19 protein-coding genes are annotated in these 20,996 nt (G+C 47.4%); 2 read left to right on the top strand and 17 right to left on the bottom strand.

Annotated features, from left to right (window positions below):
• Nucleotides 1-17: 17 nt before the first annotated feature.
• The 4 genes from C7Y66_RS04820 to C7Y66_RS04805 all read right to left on the bottom strand — a co-directional run bounded on the left by C7Y66_RS04820 (nt 18) and on the right by C7Y66_RS04805 (nt 6,039).
• Nucleotides 18-1,472 carry an ABC transporter substrate-binding protein gene (locus C7Y66_RS04820; protein ID WP_106544682.1) on the bottom strand — a complete coding sequence of 485 codons (1,455 nt, stop codon included), beginning with the start codon at nt 1,470-1,472 and terminating at the stop codon, nt 18-20.
• A gap of 24 nt (nt 1,473-1,496) precedes the next feature.
• A complete protein-coding gene (locus C7Y66_RS04815; protein ID WP_233222529.1) occupies nt 1,497-2,942 on the bottom strand; it encodes an ABC transporter substrate-binding protein in 1,446 nt (481 codons plus the stop codon).
• Between the two features lie 180 nt (nt 2,943-3,122).
• Nucleotides 3,123-4,673 (bottom strand): AAA-like domain-containing protein, encoded by a 1,551-nt coding sequence (locus tag C7Y66_RS04810; RefSeq protein ID WP_106544680.1) that lies wholly within the window; start codon nt 4,671-4,673, stop codon nt 3,123-3,125.
• Between the two features lie 4 nt (nt 4,674-4,677).
• A complete protein-coding gene (locus tag C7Y66_RS04805; RefSeq protein WP_106216934.1) occupies nt 4,678-6,039 on the bottom strand; it encodes an AAA-like domain-containing protein in 1,362 nt (453 codons plus the stop codon).
• Nucleotides 6,040-6,440: 401 nt separating this feature from the next.
• Between C7Y66_RS04805 and C7Y66_RS04800 the strand changes: the two genes are divergently transcribed.
• Nucleotides 6,441-6,686, top strand: a complete 246-nt coding sequence (locus C7Y66_RS04800) for a hypothetical protein (protein ID WP_106544679.1) — start codon at nt 6,441-6,443, stop codon at nt 6,684-6,686.
• A 77-nt stretch (nt 6,687-6,763) separates the two neighbouring features.
• On the opposite strand, the gene C7Y66_RS04795 is transcribed toward C7Y66_RS04800, so the two are convergent.
• The 4 genes from C7Y66_RS04795 to C7Y66_RS04780 all read right to left on the bottom strand — a co-directional run bounded on the left by C7Y66_RS04795 (nt 6,764) and on the right by C7Y66_RS04780 (nt 11,646).
• Complete coding sequence (locus tag C7Y66_RS04795; RefSeq protein ID WP_233222528.1) at nt 6,764-7,822, bottom strand: Fe(3+) ABC transporter substrate-binding protein; 1,059 nt, start codon at nt 7,820-7,822, stop codon at nt 6,764-6,766.
• Between the two features lie 96 nt (nt 7,823-7,918).
• The gene (locus C7Y66_RS04790; protein ID WP_106544688.1) at nt 7,919-8,587 is read right to left on the bottom strand and encodes a Fe2+-dependent dioxygenase; all 669 of its coding nucleotides are present in this window, start codon (nt 8,585-8,587) and stop codon (nt 7,919-7,921) included.
• A gap of 206 nt (nt 8,588-8,793) precedes the next feature.
• The gene (locus C7Y66_RS04785) at nt 8,794-9,651 is read right to left on the bottom strand and encodes a histidine phosphatase family protein (protein WP_106544687.1); all 858 of its coding nucleotides are present in this window, start codon (nt 9,649-9,651) and stop codon (nt 8,794-8,796) included.
• A gap of 321 nt (nt 9,652-9,972) precedes the next feature.
• Nucleotides 9,973-11,646: an iron ABC transporter permease gene (locus C7Y66_RS04780; RefSeq protein ID WP_106544678.1), complete on the bottom strand. Its 1,674-nt coding sequence runs from the start codon at nt 11,644-11,646 to the stop codon at nt 9,973-9,975.
• A gap of 131 nt (nt 11,647-11,777) precedes the next feature.
• On the opposite strand from C7Y66_RS04780, the gene C7Y66_RS04775 reads away from it, so the two are divergent.
• Nucleotides 11,778-12,824 carry an ABC transporter ATP-binding protein gene (locus C7Y66_RS04775; protein ID WP_106544677.1) on the top strand — a complete coding sequence of 349 codons (1,047 nt, stop codon included), beginning with the start codon at nt 11,778-11,780 and terminating at the stop codon, nt 12,822-12,824.
• 19 nt (nt 12,825-12,843) lie between these two features.
• Here the strand turns inward: C7Y66_RS04775 and C7Y66_RS04770 are convergent, their stop codons facing one another.
• The 9 genes from C7Y66_RS04770 to C7Y66_RS04735 all read right to left on the bottom strand — a co-directional run bounded on the left by C7Y66_RS04770 (nt 12,844) and on the right by C7Y66_RS04735 (nt 20,917).
• Nucleotides 12,844-13,338 (bottom strand): DUF1772 domain-containing protein, encoded by a 495-nt coding sequence (locus C7Y66_RS04770; protein ID WP_106544676.1) that lies wholly within the window; start codon nt 13,336-13,338, stop codon nt 12,844-12,846.
• A gap of 65 nt (nt 13,339-13,403) precedes the next feature.
• Nucleotides 13,404-13,682: a hypothetical protein gene (locus C7Y66_RS04765; protein WP_106544675.1), complete on the bottom strand. Its 279-nt coding sequence runs from the start codon at nt 13,680-13,682 to the stop codon at nt 13,404-13,406.
• A gap of 227 nt (nt 13,683-13,909) precedes the next feature.
• Complete coding sequence (locus C7Y66_RS04760) at nt 13,910-14,941, bottom strand: glycosyltransferase family 2 protein (RefSeq protein ID WP_106544674.1); 1,032 nt, start codon at nt 14,939-14,941, stop codon at nt 13,910-13,912.
• 169 nt (nt 14,942-15,110) lie between these two features.
• Complete coding sequence (locus C7Y66_RS04755; protein WP_106544673.1) at nt 15,111-16,028, bottom strand: xanthine dehydrogenase family protein subunit M; 918 nt, start codon at nt 16,026-16,028, stop codon at nt 15,111-15,113.
• Between the two features lie 107 nt (nt 16,029-16,135).
• A complete protein-coding gene (locus tag C7Y66_RS04750) occupies nt 16,136-18,526 on the bottom strand; it encodes a xanthine dehydrogenase family protein molybdopterin-binding subunit (RefSeq protein WP_106544672.1) in 2,391 nt (796 codons plus the stop codon).
• A gap of 67 nt (nt 18,527-18,593) precedes the next feature.
• On the bottom strand, nt 18,594-19,346 hold the full coding sequence (locus C7Y66_RS04745) for an SDR family oxidoreductase (RefSeq protein WP_106544671.1): 753 nt from the start codon (nt 19,344-19,346) through the stop codon (nt 18,594-18,596).
• Between the two features lie 63 nt (nt 19,347-19,409).
• Nucleotides 19,410-19,568 carry a hypothetical protein gene (locus tag C7Y66_RS30875; RefSeq protein ID WP_158265866.1) on the bottom strand — a complete coding sequence of 53 codons (159 nt, stop codon included), beginning with the start codon at nt 19,566-19,568 and terminating at the stop codon, nt 19,410-19,412.
• 167 nt (nt 19,569-19,735) lie between these two features.
• A complete protein-coding gene (locus tag C7Y66_RS04740; protein WP_015155293.1) occupies nt 19,736-20,041 on the bottom strand; it encodes an antibiotic biosynthesis monooxygenase in 306 nt (101 codons plus the stop codon).
• 72 nt (nt 20,042-20,113) lie between these two features.
• On the bottom strand, nt 20,114-20,917 hold the full coding sequence (locus tag C7Y66_RS04735) for an SDR family NAD(P)-dependent oxidoreductase (protein WP_106544670.1): 804 nt from the start codon (nt 20,915-20,917) through the stop codon (nt 20,114-20,116).
• Nucleotides 20,918-20,996: the final 79 nt, after the last annotated feature.

Genomic DNA, 20,996 nt, shown 5'->3' with positions numbered 1-20,996 from the left:
CCCCTGCTCCCTGCTCCCTATTCACTGTTTATTCGCTGCCACCGATCGAAAATTTGCTTCATCCGCGCGATCGCTTCATCCGCTGCTTGCTCTGGAGATATGCGGTCTACAACTATGCGATTGAGAGCTTTGCCCCAAAGATTCTCCGCCACAACTAAGGTGTAAGCGGGATTTTGGACGTGATAAAATGGGCGAGTTTGACCCTGGATTAGTTCCTTCATAGCAGTCGAGATATGGGGGTCGGTTGGATCTGTCCAGAAAGGATCTTGCCAAACTTGGCGATTGACTGGCAAAAAACGTCCTCCCGCAGCTTTGAAATATTCTCCAGCTACCTCTGGTTGGATTAAATAAGCGAGAAAGTCCTTGGCTAATTTCTGGTGCTGGGACTGGTTAAATACAACAGCCTGCCTCAGTGTAACCAACAGACGCATTGGCTTACCACTAGGTTTATTGGGAAACTCGATCGTACCCAGATGATAACGGTAGACATTCGGATTTTGACGCACGGCAGCAGCAATTGAAAGCGTCAGGTTGGGCGTTGTCAGCGCAATGCGGTTGAGCAAGCTGCGATTGTTATCTGGATTTGACCAGTTAGTTGCATCTGGTGGTACGTAGCCCTGACGATAAAATTTGGCATACCACTCTAAGCATTTAACGATGCCTTGACGAACTTTGGGATCGTCTACGCGCAGTTGACCTTGAGAGTTGAGAATCTGGACATCGTAGGCTTCTAAAATCTGTTCAAAAAAGAAGTAGGTTTCCACCGCTCCCATCGAGAAAGGAAAGCCTAAACCGTAAATCTGCCGCTTTTGCTTTGCCCGCAGATCGCGCTGTGCTTGCAACCAAAAATCCCAAAAGCCATCCCAATCTTTAGGAATATCTCGTTCGTGCCGACCTACTTGTTCTAGCAAGTCCCGCCAGTAGAAGATATGGATAGTTGCCTGATAAATTGGCACTGCATAGTAGCTCCGCTTTTTAGCTGTATTGTTATAAAAATTAACAGCTTGGAGTGCCGAATTGGGATAGAGCTGCTTCACTGGTGCGATCGCCTCTGAGATATCTGCTAATTTGCCTTCCCAAGCCAGACGCGGATTTAGCTCCTCCCCAGCACGATGACTCATTAAAATATCGGGTGGCTTGCCTGCCCTAATTGCCCTTTGCGCCTTCTGTAGTAGCTCGTCGGTGGGATAGAAAGACAGCTTGACTTTGTTGCCAGTTTGTTGTTCCCAGCGGCTCGCAGCTCGTTGCAGTGCTTCATCTTCTTCCAAGGTAAAGCCTTTATCCCACCAAATATTTAACGCTCTACTCTCAGTAGAGGAACTGCTAGCTGGCGATACACTGACTTTAGAGTTTTGTTCTTGAGAGTTTTGAGTACAAGCAACAACTGTAAGGCTGAGCAATAATGCTAGAAATTTGTAGCGATGGCTCAATCTCAAGCGATCGCGACGTTTAAGTCGTAAGTCAGAAGTCATAACTGCTCCCTGCTCCCTATTTACTCACTGCCATTGAGCGAAGATTTGCTTAATTTGGGCGATCGCTTCATCTGCGGCTTGTTCGGGAGCAACGCCATTGACAACAACTTTATTAACAGCCTTACTCCAAATACTTTCCTTGAGAACTAGGCTGTAGGCAGGGTTTTGGGCAGTAGCAATCAGGCGCGTTTGTTCCTGAATGACTGGCTTGGCAGCAGTGGAGATGTGAGGATCGCTCGTGTCTGTCCAATATGCGTCTTTCCAAACGAGTTTATGGACTGGCAAAAAACGCCCTCCCGCAGCTTTGAGAAAACTTCCGATGATCTCCGGTTGGATTAAATAAGCAAGAAAGTCCTTGGCTAACTTCTGGTTTTTGGAGTCGGCTAGGACAACCGCTTGCTTAACTAGAGCTAAATAACGCATCGGTTTGCCACTAGGTTTATTAGGATATCCGATTGTGCCGAGCTTATAGCGGTAAACGTCTGGTTGTTGGCGCACAGCAGCAGGAATCGAGAGGGAGTTGTTGGGAGTCATAACGATCAGGCGATTGAGCAAGCTGCGATTATTGTCTGGGTTCAGCCAGTTGATTGCCTCTGGTGGTACATAGCCCTGTTTGTAAAATTGAGTGTACCAATCTATACACTTGATAATGCCTTGGCGGACTTTGGGATCGTCAACGCGCAGTTGACCCTGAGAATCTAGAATTTGAACGTCATAGGCTTCTAAAATTTGCTCAAAAATTTCATAGGTATCTACAACTCCAGCTGAGATCGGAAAGCCGATTGCATGAATCTTCTGGTTGTGCTGAGTTTGCAAAGTATCCTGCATCTGTTGCCAAAACTTCCAGAAGCCATCCCAATCCTGGGGAATATCCTGCTCGCTCCGTCCTGCTAACTTGAGTAGATCGCGCCAGTAAAAAATATGAGGTATCCCTTGATGAATCGGAATCGCATAATAGCTGCGCTGTTTTTTGAGGTTGTTATAAAAATAAACACTAGCTAATACAGTATCGGGATAAAACTGCTTCACTGGCGCGATCGCATCGGAGACATCTGCTAATTTGCCTTCCCAAGCCAAACGCGGATTCAACACCCGATCGGCATTATCATTCATTAAGATATCGGGCGGACTTCCCGCCTGAATTGCCCTTTGAGCTTTTTGCGAGAGTTCGTCGTTGTTATAGAAAGAAAGCTTGACTTTGTTGCCAGTTTGTTGCTCCCAGCGGCTCACAAGTTGCTGCAACGCTTCATCTTCTTCCAAGGTATAGCCTTTATCCCACCAGACTTTTAAGACTTGACTTTCATTTGAAGACTCGTTGACTGAGGATAAGTTTGTTTCAGCGCTGTTAGTGCAGGCAATGGCGATCGCCATGAGAGCGATCGTTATGAATGGGTATCGCCAGCGAAAGTTCGTGTGTCGCGATCGCCAAGTACGTACCCAATTAATAAGTTCTATAAAATTGTAAAACATCAAACTACAACTCAGCTAAAAAAATACCAAATGCTAAAAAAACAGGTCGAAATTTATAGTTTTTTTTGGTAAGAGAACTAAAAAAACTAGCAATAATAACTATTTACAACCAGACAGCTAATATTTGAGCGAATTTTTGTAACGCAATTTCGCGATCGCACAGATGGCGATCGCTCTGACTCATATTGCAACCGCACACCAACGGTATTGAAAGAAAGTTGCTAGCCCCAATCCTAAAGCGATCGCCAAGACCAAACATAAAGTGCCTAAAAATAACTTTTGGAATCTGGCAGCTTTTCGCTCTTGCAGCAATCGCGCTGCTATTTCTTGAGTCCGTTCTGCTTCCAATCGCGTCTCAACTTCTCGGCGATCGCATTCTTGGCTTGCGGCTAAAAACTGATAATCCAATTCGCTCAAACTTTTACCCTGCGACCAAGCTTGAGCCTCAACTAAGGCTTGCCCGCGCAACAACCGCGAAGAGTCGCGCCTTTGTGAGATTAACCAAGCATCTAACGCCTGGGAGTAGGGGCGCAGTTTTGCCAATTGTTTTTCTACCCAAGTTTGATTAAATACTTCTCGATAAATGCGGTTCTTGACTTGCAATTGTCCTTGGTGCTTGACAACCAAACCCGATAACAACAACTCGATCTGCTCTTGAGAGTCATCTACGGGGATTTCAACTCCTTGTAAAATTTGCTGATAGATGCCCAGCAAAGCACTAGCACGCTGTTCGTTTCGCAGCAAGCGATCGCGGATCGTCTTCAAATGCTCTGGCTCGTCCTTCGCTTCCCAATTTTCAATAATGTGGATTCTGACGAGTTTTTCTAAAATTAATGGTGGGAATTGGTAATAAAAGCGGATCAGATGATAATTAACAATCGGCAGATGGTAATCTAACTTGAAACGATCTCCGCCTTCTAGACTTGTAGGTTTTTGTAAGTCCTGACTCCCACTCATCCTTTCGTGAATAACAATTTGACAGAGCTTCTGAGTCAGAAATGGCTGTCCGTCCGTCCAAGCCAAGATTTCTTTGAGAACGGATATCGGATTGGCTACTTTATCCTCCAACCCAGATGCTAGCGGCTGTACTTCTGATAGATCGAAGCCATGCAAGTCGATAGATTTACCAATATTAAATGGGGTACGATGGCGATCGGCAATTAAATCTGAGGGCGTTGCTACCCCAAATAGCGCCCAAGTCAGGCGATTATATTCTGGATTCTCCGCTCGCTGATTGTAACAAGCTCGAATCAAGGCAAAAAAATCTTCAGTTGGGAAATTAAGTCCCAGTAAGCTATCAATTTCATCAACAAAAATAAAGATTTTCTCGCTCTGAATTTGGACTAACAAAATGTCTTCGATAAACTGGCTGAATCGCTGAAGCAGAGATAAATCTTCTCGTTCTTGCCACCAAGCTTTGAAATTGATTTTGCCAAAGAGATTGAAACCTCTTAATAGATCGACCATCACACCCTTGTACCACTGAGCGGGAGTAATATTTTCGCTGCCGATCCGCGTCATGTCGATTGAGGCACACCTAAAACCTCTTTTTTCTAAGCGATGCCGAGTTCTTAGCCGCAGGCTAGACTTGCCCATTTGTCGGCAGCTAAAGACATAACAAAACTCGCCTCTGAGCAAAGCACGATCGAGTTCAGCGTCAGCCTGTCGCTCCACGTAGCTAGGAGCATCCATTTTGAGACTGCCACCAACTTGATATTCGTATGCGTTCATAGGCTTAGCCTAATTGCTCGCGGAAATACAATCGATACAACTCACAGCTTGGCGTTGCCAAATTTCCCTCCAGCTTGACTAGCCCCATACTTTCTAATTTATAGGCAGCGATCGCTTCTAATTGCACGGGTTCATTGGATGTTACGACTCGCTTGAATGCTGTCGCTAGTTCGGGATGCTCTTGGAGATTAGCCAGGTAACCCCGTAAGCGATCGCTATAGACTCCAGAAACTGTAGGAGCAGTTTGTAGGAGTTGGTTTAGACTCACCTCCTGGCGTGCCAAATGATAGAGCGCAATGCGGATCAGATAGGGATGTCCCCCCACCATTGCTAGCAAGAGAGCTAGATTTTTCACCCCCTCCTCGCTCTTACTCCAATCCAGACGATGACGTACTGCCAACTCCTGCGCTTGCGCCAAACTAAATTCTGGTAATTTAATTGGCAATCCCACGTTAAAAGGAGATTGATTGATATCTAAAGGAATATAAGCTTCCGTAGCATGAACTACCACCAGTCGGAGTTTTTTCCAGATTTCTAATTCCGAGGCATCTTCATACCAGGAGCGCAGCAGTGGCAGGAAATCGCTAGAGATTTCAGGATACTCGAAAATTCGATTGACTTCATCCAAAGCCAAAACCATTGGAGAGTCAATCTCTGCCAGTAAAAATTCTTGGAAATATATCGAGCAGCTAACTTTACTGCCAATATCCTCATCCCAATAGTCATCCAGCCTCGGCTCTAAATTCAACTGACGACTAACATTCGCACACAACCAGCGTAAGAATTTATCTAAGGACGTGAAAATGCTATTGTCTGCCCGTTGCAAGCTTAACAGCACGGTGTGGAACCCCTGCTGTTTAGCATGAGCCAAAATTCTATGCATCAAGGATGTTTTTCCCATCTGCCTGGGAGCTTTAAGTCGCAGTAAGCTTCCAGGTTTGCTAATTTGGGTATAGGCAAGTTCTTCAATCGGCGGACGCTCAATGTAAAACAGAGAATCAAGCGGTACTGGTCCGTCAGGAAATTCCAAAAAGTCAGGCTTGGGGCTAATAGATGCACTTTGCACCTCTCTTCCTTTTTGTCCCTGAGATTCATGCATCGACTCGCGCCACTGACGCTCTAAGGCAGCGCGAAAGTTAGTTTTACTGACATTTTCTCCTAAAGCTTTGCTCAAGAGCTTCCAGAATTTGGGACCGACATCGCGTGTCAAGTAACTGACAGAATAACCCGCAGCCTCAGCCGTCTGCTCGTAGGTCTGACTTTGCCAAGCACCTATGAGAATAGCAGTTTCCACGTCACTCAGATGCCTACCCCACTGGGCAAACACAACTTTGTTGGTTATTTCAAGTGCTTGGTCAAAGTTCATACCAATACTACACTGACCCTGCTGCTTTACTTATATTCTGAGATTACCAGAAATGTTGAAATCCGTTGGTTAGTAGTTAATTGTCATGACAGGTCAAATTAACATACGTGTTGCAGCATAAGTCATGTATTCTTTTCGATCGACTTCCATTGGTGTTCGATCGCCCAAACCTTGGTGATGCCGATGGTGGTTGTAAAACTGCTTGAATTTCAGTAGCGACGTAAACGGGTCATTATCATGCGAAAAGCAATCCCTAACGCATTTGCAGAGGGATAAAGAAACTCGTAGTTGTCCTAGTTCTGGTAACACCGAGCAAACTAGCGGCGTGACATACTTGTCTATGTTGTTAGAAACTATATAACACTCAAGTTTTTAGACCGTACGCCATACACCAAAGGATCGTGGATAAATATATTCTTGTTGATTGCGGGTTTCACGATGAGCTAGAAGCATTAGCAACCTTGCGCCAATCATGTCGGATTGTATATCGTAATGCAGCTGGTGAATCAGTTGAAATTGAAGGTCTGATTGTGGATGTTTATGCTGTAAACCAAGCTGATTTTCTGAGGATGAATAATGGTACAGAAATTCGATTGGATAAAATTGTTTCGGTTAACGACAAGCAGATTTCTTTTTGTACAGACTGATTGGTAGCGGCTTGCCATTGGTAAAACAGACGATCTGTAGGGACGCACAGCTGTGCGTCCCTACAAAGCTACCCGCGTTATTTCCACCCAGCTCGATCCATAATTTGTAGAGCTGTTGCACCATTGCGACCAAACACAGCCGCATTGAGCGAATCTTCCTTAAATTTTCCGTAGCTTGCCAAAATCGGATCGACTGCTACACCTGCTACAACTGGATATTCGTGATTACTTTTGGCAAAAATTTCCTGAGCGCGAGAACTTGCCAGAAATTCGAGGAATTTAATTGCGTTTTCTTTGTTGGGAGAGGTCTTGACCAATCCACCACCGCTAATATTGACGTGAGTGCCGCGACCCTTTTGGTTGGGGAAAAACACGCCAATTTTTTCAGCAACGGCGCGATCGGCTGGTTTCTCTGAAGCTGCCATCCGCGCTAGGTAATAAGTATTGCAAATTGCTAAGCTTCCTACTCCAGCAGCGCAGGCTTGGATTTGTCCGACATCATTCCCTTGGGCTGGACGAGCAAAGTTTGCTACTAGCCCCCGTACCCAAGCTTCCGTTTTAGACTCGCCATTAGCCGCTAAAATCGAACCTACTAAGGATTGGTTGTAAACATTATTGGACGGTCGCACTAAAATCTGACCGCGCCATTTTGAGTTTGTCAAGTCTTCGTATGTGGACAGGTCTGCTGGTTTTACCTTCGTTTTGTCATACATAATCACCCGCGCCCGCTTCGAGAAGCCGAACCACAGACCATCGGGATGACGCAGGTTCTTGGGAATAGCTTTGGTCAGGAGCGCCGATTTGACAGGTTGAAACAGCCCTGCTTGTTCTGCTCGCCACAAACGTCCTGCATCAACCGTCACCAAAACATCTGCTGGACTATTGGCTCCCTCACTTCTAATCCGCTCGATCAGCGGATCGGCTTCGCCTTCAATTAGGTTCACCTGAATTCCCGTGGCATCTGCAAAAGCTTGATAGATTTCACTATCTGCATCGTAATGACGTGCTGAATAGAGATTGACTACTCGATTACCACCTGTTTGGGCTGACACTCCCAGCCCCCACGTCCCGATTGTCACAGTTGCCGCAGCACCAGCACTAGCACCCAAAAAGGTGCGACGAGTCATCTTGCTCATAAATCCTTCTAGCTTACGTTCTCGCGATCGCAATTTTGATTTAATAATAATAATGTCATTAATAGGTACAGACTTTTAAAAAAATTTTGCATTAGCTCAAAACTCCGTCCACTGGCGCAAAAGATTGGCATGGCTTTTAGAAATTAAATCGAATACGGGCGTTTTGCCGGAGGCTTCAAACAGCGTTTGACGTGCCGTATCGAGATCGAACAAAATTTCTCGCTGCTGAGGATCGCGTACCAAACTTTGAATCCAAGTGACTGCTGCTAGGCGCACGCCTTGAGTCACGGCTTCCACGCGGTGCAACGTTGATGAAGGATAAACGATCGCCGACCCCGCCGGCAACTTAAATGCTACCTCTCCCTGGGTACTCTCTATTATCAGTTCTCCCCCTTCGTAAGTGGTAGGATTGCTGAGAAATAATGTCATTGATACATCCGATCGCATGAAAGGATCGTACATCAGAGCATTATCAATATGAGTGCCGTAAGACATGCCGATATCGTAGCGACTGATAGTTACCGGACGAACGATATAGGGACGCACCGCCATTTGGAATAAGGCGTGCCGCTGTAAAGCTGCATCGATGATATCTCGCACGATCGCCAGTGCTGGCGATCCCTGGGGGAGTTGGGTATTGTGTTTGACCTGGCGGGCGTGCCAGCCAGCTGTAGCTTTACCGTCCACGAACTCAGCCATCTCCAGTTTGGCGATCGTCGTTTCTATCTCTGTAGGGTTAAGAATATTTCCAATACACAGAATCATGGCGATCGCAATGCTGTAAGAAGGAGTGAGGAGTGAGGAGTTAGGGAAAGGATAAGGGAGACAAGGGGAGCAATTCAAAATTTCCCAACTCTCGACCCCTGCTCCCCGATAGTTGTCAACTGTCAACCACCAACCACCAACCACCAACCACCAATTACCAATTACCAATTACCAATTGCCCTGATAACTGATAACTGATAACTGATTTATTGTGCCATTTTTGCCCATTCTTCAGGCAACATATTAGCGACGATCTCAAACTTCCCCTTGCCATCTGGCTTCACAATGTATGCAACACCTTGAGGCTCTGGATAAATTCCTGTTGCCGCATCAAACACGTCGTCATGACCCACAACTACCGTATTGGTTCCGTCAGCAGGCGTAGTCGTGAGGAATGGCATCACCGCAGTCCGCATCTGGGCTTTCTGGGCTTCGGTGTAATCTTCAGCAGGTGGAAAATTTAAGGCTGCTCTCTTTTCAGTGCGACCAAACGCAATATCTGCTGTCTGCCAAGCACGGCAATACTCGCTAGAGTAAACTTGACCCACAGGAATCTTCAACGCTTCAAAGGCTTGACCGATCGTTCGCGACTGCTGCCAGCCAACTTCACTTAGCATCCGCTGAGTCGAACAATCTCCCATTTTTGCAGACACTTGGTCGGCATAATCCTTTTCAGTTTGGGCATGTCGGAAGTAAATGACATATCCACCATCCTGCAAGGCGTTTAACAGTTGCTTACCACTGAGCTTATCTTTGAATGATGCTCCTGCTTCACCGCCTTCACCACCTTCACCACCCTGGCTAGGGGTAGTAGCAGGAGGCTTGGCAGGGGTACTACCTTCACCACCCTGTCTGGGAGTAAAAGTAGTGGGGGGCTTGGCAGGACTACCACCTTCACCGCCTTCACCGCCTTCACCACCTTCACCACCCTGGCTAGGGGTAGTAGTAGAAGGCTTGGCAGGGGTACTACCTTCACCACCCTGGCTAGGGGTAGTAGTAGAAGGCTTGGTAGGGCTACCACCTTCGCCACCTTCGCCACCTTCGCCACCTTGGGCTATCTGCATTACTGAAGCGCGATCGGGTATTTCGATCGCCCTTTCCGCAGCTGCTTCTACGGCACGATCGGTTGCCGCGATCGCTACCGCGCCTGAAAGAACGTAAGCACCCACACCTACCCAGATTTTTACCTTACCTAAGTTCATAACTCACTAACCACATTAATTAACTAAGACCAGGGAACTACGTGCTACTCGAAAATCGATTCAGCACTATTTAGTCAAGACACGATCTGGCGTTTAACAAAACGCCTTTTCGAGCGCAGATAGTCTGCTAATGATAAGTTTTTGCATTAGAGAGGAATATACCACGATCTCGTGTCAAAAGAACTACCTGTAGTCAATTTCCTCCGGTCTAGTACGGGTAATCTGCCGACTTAAAGCAATCACAGGAATAATCCCAACAGCAACAATTGCCAATGCGGGTGCAGCTGCCTCTGCCAAACGCTCATCTGCTGCCAGCCGATAGACCTCTACTGCCAGCGTATCAAAGTTAAACGGACGAACGATCAGCGTCGCAGGCAATTCTTTCATCACATCGACAAACACTAAAATTGCTGCCGTGAGTAAGCCACCACTCATCAACGGTGCGTGAATCTGCACCAGAGTGCGAGTTGTGCCACAGCCGAGCGATCGCGCCGCGTCATCCAGGTTGGGTTTAATGCGGCTGAGGCTGGATTCAACCGTGTTATACGAAACCGCCAAGAATCGCACCAAATAGGCAAATACCAGCGTTATAATTGTGCCGCTGAGCAACAAGCCAGTCGAAATCCCGAAAGTCGATCGCATCCCAGCATCTACCGCATTATCGATCGCCCCAATGGGAAACAGCACGCCCACGGCAATCACCGCGCCAGGAATTGCATAGCCCACCGTTGCCGTTCTGACTGCTACCTGCATACCCCAATTGGCGCTCAGCCGCAGACCGTAAGCTAGGATGGGTGACACGAAGACTGCCACTATTGCCGTTACTGCCGCTAGGATTAAACTATGGCGAGATAGCTCCCAAAAGCGTTGGCTAAAGTTGTGGGTAATATCGCTAGTTGCCATGTACAGCAAGCGTCCGGCAGGAATCAAAAAACCCAGCACGATCGGCAGTCCACAAACGATGACAGCGGCGATCGCCCGCCATCCCCGCAACCTAAACGCAGACAATCGCTGATAGCGTCCCGTGTGGTGATAGCGCGTTTGCTGCCGAGACCAGCGCTCCAACCCGATTAGTAACAGCACAAATACCAATAACAACGCCGACAGCTGTGAAGCAGCAATTCGATCGCCCATGCCAAACCAGGTGCGGTAAATCCCAACGCTAAACGTATTCACAGCAAAATATTGCACCGTTCCAAAATCATTTAGCGTTTCCATCAGCACCAGCGATACTCCTGCGACAATCGCTGGTCGAGCTAACGGTAATGCGACTCGCATGAAACTGCGCCAAGGATTGCATCCCAACAACCGACTTGCTTCTAGCGTACAAACTGACTGCTCTAAAAATGCCACTCGGCTGAGCAAGTAAACGTAGGGATACAGCACGAGACTGATAATGGCGATCGCTCCACCTAGCGATCGAACGGTGGGAAACCAGTAGTCATTCACGCTCGTCCAGCCAAACATGTCTCGCAGCGCCAACTGCACCGGACCGTAAAACTCCAACATTTCTGTATATACATACGCCAGTACGTAAGCTGGAGCAGCTAATGGTAGTAGTAGCGCCCATTCTAATAGCCGCTGTCCGGGAAATCGGCACATTGTCACCAACCACGCTGTCCCCACGCCAATCACCACCGTACACAGCCCAACCCCCAGCATTAACCACAGAGAACTGCTGATGTAGTCTGGCAGCACTGTGGCTAGGAGATGGTTCCATACCGTGCCGGAGTTTGTCAAGACACTACTGAGTACCACTCCAATCGGAGCGAGAATCAGTAGGGCGATCGCTATAACTAAGAACGTCCAGCCATTCCAGGAACGTTTGAAAAGACGGCGAGAGTCAAGCGTATGCATAGGGCAATGAAGCAAAAAGATAATCAGAAACAATTTGTCCAGCAAGATGAAATTCTTGATGAGAATATATTGCAGGACTCCATTACACTATAAAGGCAAGTCTAAGTTTATATACTGGCTTTTCTGGTTTCATGCCCTCTCCCCTTCTCTGTCTGCATCAGGTCACTCGACAATTTTCCCGCCGGACTCAACCCGCCGTCTGTGGGGTTTCCCTATCGTTGCAAGCAGGCGATTTACTAGCGCTGCTCGGTCCTTCTGGTTGTGGCAAAACTACGCTCCTGCGGTTAATTGCTGGATTTGAACAGCCCCAGAACGGCACGATTGACATTGCCCAGAGGCGGGTATCGGGCAACGGGCATTGGTTGCCCCCAGAACAGCGAAATGTGGGGATGGTGTTTCAAGACTACGCCTTGTTCCCGCATCTCACAGTCAGTCAAAATATTGCATTTGGCTTAGATCGCTCCTCCAAAACTGCCAAGCAGGTGAAAGATGCACTTGCCTTAGTCAATCTGACTGGCATGGAAAACCGCTATCCACATCAACTCTCTGGCGGACAACAGCAGCGTGTTGCTCTTGCTCGTGCCATTGCTCCGCGTCCGGCGCTGATTTTGCTCGACGAACCGCTGAGCAATCTGGATGCACAAGTGCGATTGCGGTTGCGGCACGAGTTGCGCGCGATCCTCAAAGCTGCGGGTGTATCAGCGATACTTGTGACGCACGATCGCGAAGAAGCGCTATCAATCGCCGATCGGGTTGCAGTCATGTGTAATGGTTATCTGGAGCAAATTGATACGCCAGAGTACCTATATCAGCAACCAGCATCGCGGTTTGTTGCTGAGTTTGTCACCCAAGCCAATTTAATTCCGGCTCAGCGTCAAGGTGACGTGTGGCAGACAGAAATCGGCACTATCCCTGTTTCCCTAACTGGCGATTGCGATCGGCAGGATGCAGTCGATCTGATGGTACGCCAAGAAGAGATCGTTCTCACCCCCGTTCCTACCAGTCAAATTTTAATTCGCGATCGCCAGTTCCTCGGACGCGAATATCGCTACGTCCTCCATACACCTAGCGGTCGTGAGATCGTGGCGCGGACTCCCACAAACACTTATTTAGCGGTTAACACTCCAGTGCAGCTAGAGATCGCCACCCAAAAGTTACAGCTTTATCCTAAAACCTAATGCGATCCACAGCCCGATATTACATTGTGCGATCGCACAGCGCGAGCGTAAATAATGCTGCTGCTGCCAGTGCCGCGATCGTCCGAATGTGGTTCCAAAGCGTCCAATCGCTCAGGTATTTATTCCATAGATTTGCACCTTCAGGACTGTCTGGTTGAACGATCGCTAGTGCATCGTTCAACGGTACGTTGAAGGCGATCGTAACTAGAAAAGTGCCGACAAGGTAGAGCAGACTACCAACAAGCAGGTAGGCAGCACCAGTTTGATGCCAATTGAATAACGCAGCAATAGCCAGAAAAATGCAAACTGCACCTGTTCCGAGGAATGCGGTCATAAACCACAGATTGATGACCGTAATGTTGATGGATTGCATGGCAGCAATTCCCTGTGCAGACGGAATTCGAGCCAGAGCAAGCATTACGAAAGTCGAGAAGGCGAAGAAAACTCCTGCTACCAGTCCAGAACCGAGTGCTGCGAACAGCTTCAATGCAAACAACAAGTCAATTCTCAACATGAATGGCGGAATGCGAGCATGAAGGCGATCGATGTAAGTATTACAGTTTTGGCATCGTGAACCCGTTACGACCAGGAAAGTCTAGAGGCGAGCGCGCCTATTAGCACGATAAATCCTAACGCCCGCCGGAAGTAGTTAACACCTTGGAACAGTTCCAGCCACGCCCAAGTGAACAAGGAGCCAAATGCGAGTGCGTCTAGCCCTGTGTGGATGTTGCCAGTTGTGGGAATCAAATTGAGTAAAGTTGCTGCTAGCCAGACCAGAATTGGCAAATTGGGCTTTTGAGCAATAACAATCTCGCCCTGGCTGTCCCGAAAAGTACGGTTGAACAAAGTGTCTTCCATATCGGTGAAATGTAGGTATGATTAATGAAGTGTACTGTAGGCACTGGCTCACCGCTCATCCACCAAAAGATTAGTGTTTTCGAGAAAAATACTCAAAGAATCTAAATAGTCAAAAATCTCTGGTTTGTTGAATGAAGTGATACAACGAGCGATCGCTTCACTCGTCGATCATCTAAGATAATTGCTTCATTAGTGTAGGAAAAATCTGTTTCAGAAATCCCACAGTGTTAGATGGGTGTGGTAGCAGTCGAATGTTCTTCTGCATCTGCGATTATTTTGACTCGTTGCAGATCGCGGAGCAACCGAAAACGTCGAATGCTTAGAAAGAGTGGATTTGCATGATAATATGCCCGCAAGTAGATTTCAATCTTTTCTATTACGGAAGTATTAGACAAGTATTCCTCAATTGAGGACTTAGACCCTGGCTCAATGCCACCTGTTTGCCAATATATACCCAGACCAATGCCAAAAATCTTATTGGCGAAATTGAGCGTAACTGGAAATTTATTTCGCATCCAGTAAGCAGTTAAAGTTAAAATTCTGGCTTCAACTTGTTTCTTATTACCATGAAAAAAATCTAAGGTAAAAGCATTATTCTCATGAACCTTCTGAATAGCTAAGTCCTCATTTAGAAAGTATCCAGACGACAATGCTAAAGCTGTAAATTTGATGTAATGATCTCCTAAGGAGATTTTTTGAGCAACTGGCATTGGTAGGAGTTGTTGAAGTAGCGATCGCTGAAAACAAAGTCCTGATGTTGCAGGAACAAAATATGGTAATTTTCCTTGCCGTACCTGTTGTCTAAAGTCTACTTTGTGGCTAGAAATGCCATCGGGATCGCTTCTTATAACCGTATTTTTACTATAATCGAGCAACTTGAGAGGGTGGTAACACCAACCAATATCTGAATTTAGTTGAAAAATTTCTAGAATTTTTTCTACCTTCGTTCGGTCAAAAGCATCATCGGAGTCTAAAATGCAAATAATTTCACCTTTGCTAGCAAGAAATCCTGCATTAAAAGCAGAAGCTTGTCCGCCATTTTCTTTGAAAATTGAAATAATTCGATCGCCGTATCCAGAAATTACATTAGGAGAATTATCAGTAGAACCATCATCAACTACAATTACCTCAACGTTAGAATAAGTTTGGTTAAGGGCGCTGTCAATCGCCTCTCCTAAAAACTGACCGTAATTATAGTTATTAATAAGAATACTAACTAACGGATTTGTTACAAAACTACTGAATTTCGTTTCCAACATTACCTCCTAAACATAATGATATCAATGTCTTCCCAGCACGTAAGTTGCAGGCACTAGTTTATAGACATTTTCCTACAGCTACTTTAGTTTCTCTGCTTACAGATGCAAATGGGTTTAGAGATGATAAAGTAATAGTGAAAAGACTGCGATCGCATTTCCCGGTTGCAAATCAAATATAACTGCGAATCTCGACACGTTCGGTAGCGCGAGTGAGCGATCGAGCAGTAAGCACACCCATTAGGTGAGTGCGATACTCTGCCGAGACGTAGTTGTTAGAAAGGCTATTCAGTTCTTTGCTAGCTTCCTGGCTGATAGACACGCTTTCTGTCGCCAGATTAGCCGCAGCCGCAATGTTTTTTGTTGTCGGTGCTTTGCCCTCCAGTGCTGCCTCGACCTGACGCAGACGGATAGCACGAGCATGAGCGCCAGTAACAGCCACACGGCATTTACTCACAATACCGCTGGACGATCGCCTAATCGAGGTCGCAATGCCACAAATGGTATAGCCACTGGCTGGGTGCTGGAACTTTTCGTAGGCACTATTAGTTCCGGTAACATAGGGTGGCAGATCGATCGAAGTGACGATTTCACCAGGCTCCAGCCCCATATTGAAAGAGGCATTGATGAACTCTTCAGCCGGAATCGCACGATGACTGCTTGGACTAATCGTGTTGAACGTTGCTTCTAGAACCAAAGCAGCGGCAGGTAGATCGCAGGCTAAGTCATGATAGGCAAAGATGTCACCGATTCTGCCCCAATTGCGGATCTGAGCATCTCCAATGCTCAACGCTGCTTCAGCCAGAGCGCGATAGTTTTCCTTGACCTTGAGAGCATTAGCGGTTTGGGCATAGGTAGTCATGACACCAATTTGGACGACACCGTTCGGATCGCGATTGAGTCCAATCCCTTGCAAACCTTGAATTTTCCCTAAATCTACTAGTAGTAAGGGGGAAACTCGACCTAGCTTCATTTCTCTCAGTAAGCTGTGACCCCCGGCAAGAATCTCTGTTCCTTCGTTCTCTTTTAGCAGATTTACCGCAGCTTCCAGAGTTTCAGGTGCAGCGTAGTCAAATTGAACTGGAATCATGTGACTTTATCCATTATCAGTTGTTCTGCGTTAGTAGAAAAAATCAAGTGGGAGTAGAGGAGCATTCTGTCCGTAACCCACGACTCACGATCTCGCGATCGCCCTCCTCAAGAGTCATTATTCCTGGGGGTTTCACGCATCACCCGCCAAACTTTTTCCGGCGTTACAGGCATATCGATGTGAGTGACCCCCAAGTCGGAAAGAGCGTTACAAACAGCGTTGACGATCGCCGGAGGTACAGCCGTAATACTGACATCACCTGCACCTTTCGCTCCCAGTGGGTTATGAGGAGTAGGTGTGACAGTGCGATCGAGTTCAAACTTTGGTAACTGCGAAGCTTTAGCGATCGCGTATGTCGTAAATTCGTCCGTCAGAATTCGTCCGTCGCGATCGTATACAGCCTCCTCAAACAGGGCTTGACTGATCCCAAAATGGATATTACCGTGTGTTTGACCATCTACAATCATCGGGTTTCCCACATTCCCGAAGTCATCTACCGCTACATAACGAACAACTTCAACCTGACCAGTTTGTGCGTCAATTTCGACTAAGGCAATGTGAGTGCCGAAAGGATAATTAAAATCTGGTGGATCGAAGTAGGCGATCGCTTCCAAACCAGGTTCCATCCCTGCTGGTAAATCCCAAGCGTACCAAAGCGCCAGCGCAATCTCCTTTAAAGTTTTGAACTGCTCGGGCGCACCTTTAACATAAAATTTACCTCGATCGGCTACCACCTCTGACTCTGCCACTTTGAAGATGTGGGCTGCCATTTGACGTGCTTTCTCATCGATCTTTTGGGTAGCTTTGTACACTGTCGCTCCTTCCACGCTGAAGGAGCGCGAACCATAGCTTCCTTGTGCATAGATAGTACCCTTAGTATCGGAGTGCAGCACTTCAATTTGCTCTAAGTCAACACCAAGCTCCTCAGCGATAATTTGAGAAAAAGATGTCACTTGTCCCTGACCGTGAGGTTGTGCGCCAGTAATAAGAGTGATATCACCCGTTGGATGAACGCGGATGTGAGCGCTTCCCCAGGTACTCCCATTCAAACCTATATCTCTAGCCATTAGGGGACAAGGACCAACACCTGCGATCGCTACATATGAACCAATTCCAACTCCGAGACGTTTGCCGCGCGTTCTAGCTTCCGCCTTCCGTTGTGCGACGTTGTTGTAATCGATCGTCGCCAGAGCTTTATCGAGCGCTACCTCATAGTTGCCAGAGTCATAAGTCCAGCCTAAACCGTTTTTATAGGGAAAGCGATCGGCAGCAACCATATTTTTACGGCGTACTTCAGCAGGATCTATACCAATACGCTGTGCGAAGAGATCGACCATACGCTCGATGAGGAACATTGCCTCAGCACGACCAGCACCCCGAGCCGGACCATTGGGAACGAGGTTCGTGAACGTACAGTAGACTTCATAGAAGGGATGCGCGATCGCATAGACTCCCGTAATGCTGCAACCTGTGAGGATCGCGGGAGCGCCTGGACCATTCGTAGCTGGGTAAGCTCCTAAATTAGCGTAGTTAGTGCAATGAAGGGCAGTAATCTGACCGTCTGTCGTCCCAGCTATAGTTACGTACTGGATTTGATCGCGAGCTTGCACTGTAGAGCGGGCTAAGCCTCGGCGCGTGTCAACCCACTTGACAGGCTGACCTAGCTCCTTAGATAAAAAAAGTACAAGAGCCGTATCTGGGTAAAGATAACCCTTAGAACCAAATCCACCGCCAATATGGGGAGCGATGACACGCAGCTTGTTGTAGGGAATACCCATCACGAGTTGAGAGAGCAGAAAGCGGTTACCATGAGGAATTTGGGTATTCGTCCACAGGGTGTACTCCCCAGTCTCAGGGTTGTAATCGCCGATGGAAGCGCGGAGTTCTACGGGGTTATGGATCGCTCGTTGGTAGCGAATTCTTTGCTTGACAACCACCTCAGCGTTGGCGATCGCCTGCTCCGTCGCCTGTTTATTCCCGTGAGAGATGTACTGGTTGAGATTGTTCGGTACTGTGTCGTGTAGTTGAGGTGCATCGGGCTGAAGAGCTGCTTCTGCATTGACGACCACTGGTAACGGCTCGTATTTTACCTCAATCGCTGGTAGGGCATCATAGGCTTGCTGACGGGTTAAGGCTACCACCACTGCCACAAATTCGCCAATGTAACGAACCCTATCTGTAGCCAGAACAGTTTGGGCTCCGGGTAGTCCGTAGGGGTAGGAGGGAAAACGAGATTCTGCGCCACCAGGATTCATGATGCACGGTAGGGGCAGAATGGAACTAGTATCAGCTCCAGTAATCACCCGTACAACCCCAGGCATTCGCTCTGCGGCACTGGTATCTATACTTTGGATCAGTGCATGACCGCGATCGCTGTGCAAAATTGCCATGTGTAGCATATCAGGCAGCGTCATGTCGGCTGTAAACTTGGCTTCCCCTCGCAAAAGTTCTGGATCTTCGCGTCGCTTAACTGATGTCCCTAAGATTTTGTTAGCCATGCTGCTCCTCTTTGACGATCGTGCTTAATTTTTTGCCGAGATCGCGCTTGCTTCTATCTCGCTCACCTTACTGGACGCTATATCCCCCATCGATCAGCATATTATGTCCGGTGACGAAGGAAGCTGCTTTTGAACACAACCACACCACAGCTTCCGCTACCTCCTCTGGTTCGCCAACACGTCCTACGGGATGCGCTGCTGCTAGTTGAGAAACTATATCTTCAGTGGCACTATTCAACATATCGGTATTGATGGAACCGGGACTCACGACATTGATACGGATACCAGATTTGGCATACTCTATCGCTGCCGATCGCGTTAAAGCAAGGATTCCGCCTTTAGTCGCAGCGTAAGCGGCATAGCCCGCAAAAGCAACAATACTAGCAGCAGAAGCCAAGTTCACAATCGCGCCACTCTTCTGTTTGAGCATCGCTGGAATTTCGTACTTGAGACAAAGCCACGTTCCTTTGAGGTTTACGTTGATATGACGATCCCATTCATCTTCTGATACATCGGTAAGTAGACTGGATGCCGAGATGACACCAGCGCTGTTGCAAGCGCAGTCTAAACGACCGTAAGTATCCATAGTTTTATTAACCAGCGCCTCTACTTCAGTAGCCTTTGACACATCAGTCTTGATGAAAAGGGCTTCACCTCCTGCCTCTTGTATGCGACGCACGGTCTCCTGTCCCTCGGCATCGCGACGGCTGGCAGCCACGACTTTCGCTCCAGCGCGTGCAAACGCAAGTGCTGTTGCCTGACCAATACCTGATGAAGCCCCAGTAACAAGCGCGACTTTTCCAGACAATCGATCTGTCATGCTTTTTGCTCCTTCTTGTCAGTTAAATTGCTGCATTCAGCTCTAATGATTCTTGCGATTGGGTTAGGGAGTCGATGTCGTATCTTCTGGTGTAAGCTGAGACATCGAACCCAACGCGCGATCGCTCCGAGTCACCACATGGGGTTTAGCACGGAGGAAGCCTATATAGATAAAACTAGGTTTTTTAAAAAAGGCACTAAGATTGTGGAGATCCAGCGCCACTGCTAACTCTAGCAGTAACTGTGCGGATCTTCTCTTAAAAAGCTACAGGAGATCCGCAGTCGATCCCCCAACCCCTGCAAACTCGGGGGCTTTATGCCTCCCTTAAAAAGGGAGGTTAGGAGGGATCGTCGAGATCGGAAACTTCAAGTGCGTAACTCCTGAGACCTTTATTTTTTCAGGAAAATAGGTGTCTGTTTGTAATGCTGCATTTCATCAACTGACTTAATGTAAGGAGATACCAATTGAAAAAACTTTGGGAAATACGGACTGTTCCGAAAACCCTGCATATGACCTTCAATGGAATCCCAATCAATACGAAGAATGTAACGATTTGGTTCCTCTACACAATGAGCCAGCTGATAGCCCAGACAGTTAGGAGATTCTGCTAAATATTGCTGCGCCTGTTCGTAAGCAGATTCAAAAGCACTTTCTTGACCGGCAGGAATGTTGTACCTAATGATTTCAATTACCATGAGGCTTTCTCCATAGATGAATTCAACTTGTACGGAAAAGAGCGTAGCGCGTTAGAAATGTAAGTTATTAACTCAATTGACAGTACTTGTACCCCCACCGTCCACTCGGAGGTTCGCACTGTTGATAAAATCTGCAAGGGGGCTTGCTACATAAGCAACAAGATTTGCGATGTCTTCAACCCGTGCCAAACGACCGACTTGGTTGTACCAAACCTCTTTGAGTACGTTTTTTTCAATCTCCGCCCAGTCCGTACCCCAGCCTTTGATAGCTGCGGTTTCGCGGAAAAAACTCTCAAGTCCTGAAGTTCGGACAATGCCGGGGCTGATTGAGTTGATTGTTACCCCCGTTTGTGCTAACTCCTTGGATAGGCTCACCGTCAAATTGAGGATTGCCGCTTTGGTAGCCGCGTAGTCGGGCATATTTGCAAATGGCTGCGTCGCTTCGGTGCTGGCAATCTGGATAATACGCCCCCAGCCGAGTTCCTTCATTTGGGGTACGAGAAGGCGAATCATGCGCACCATAGAAACTACGTTGGCGTTGTACATTTGGAGCCATCCATCGGTCGGAGTATCCATCCAGCCTCGGTTGAGAAACATGCCCGCACAATTGACCAAAATATCCACGCCGCCAAGAGACTGCAATGCTTTGTCTGCGGTTTGATGTGCGCCTTCATCTGTGGAGAGATCCCCAATGGCAACTACTGCCTTTCCGCCGTCTGAGTTAATCTCCTGAGCTACTCGATTCGCCTGTTCTTCCTTTCGACCGTGTATGACAACGATCGCGCCTTCCCCAGCCAGCACCTTCGCAATGCCCTCACCAATACCGCTACTACTACCGGTAATCAGCGCCCGCTTGTCACGTAGCTGTAAATCCATAAACTTGACTCACAAAAAGTATTGTTTGTCGTTTGACTGTCTTACATTAAAGACTGCTCCTCCTAAAAAATGCAACTTT

Origin of the sequence: Chroococcidiopsis sp. CCALA 051, from assembly GCF_003015105.1 — a bacterium.
Lineage (GTDB): Bacteria > Cyanobacteriota > Cyanobacteriia > Cyanobacteriales > Chroococcidiopsidaceae > Chroococcidiopsis > Chroococcidiopsis thermalis.
The sequence above is the reverse complement of the archived record's forward strand: the minus strand, read 5'-3'. Positions and strand labels throughout refer to the sequence as shown.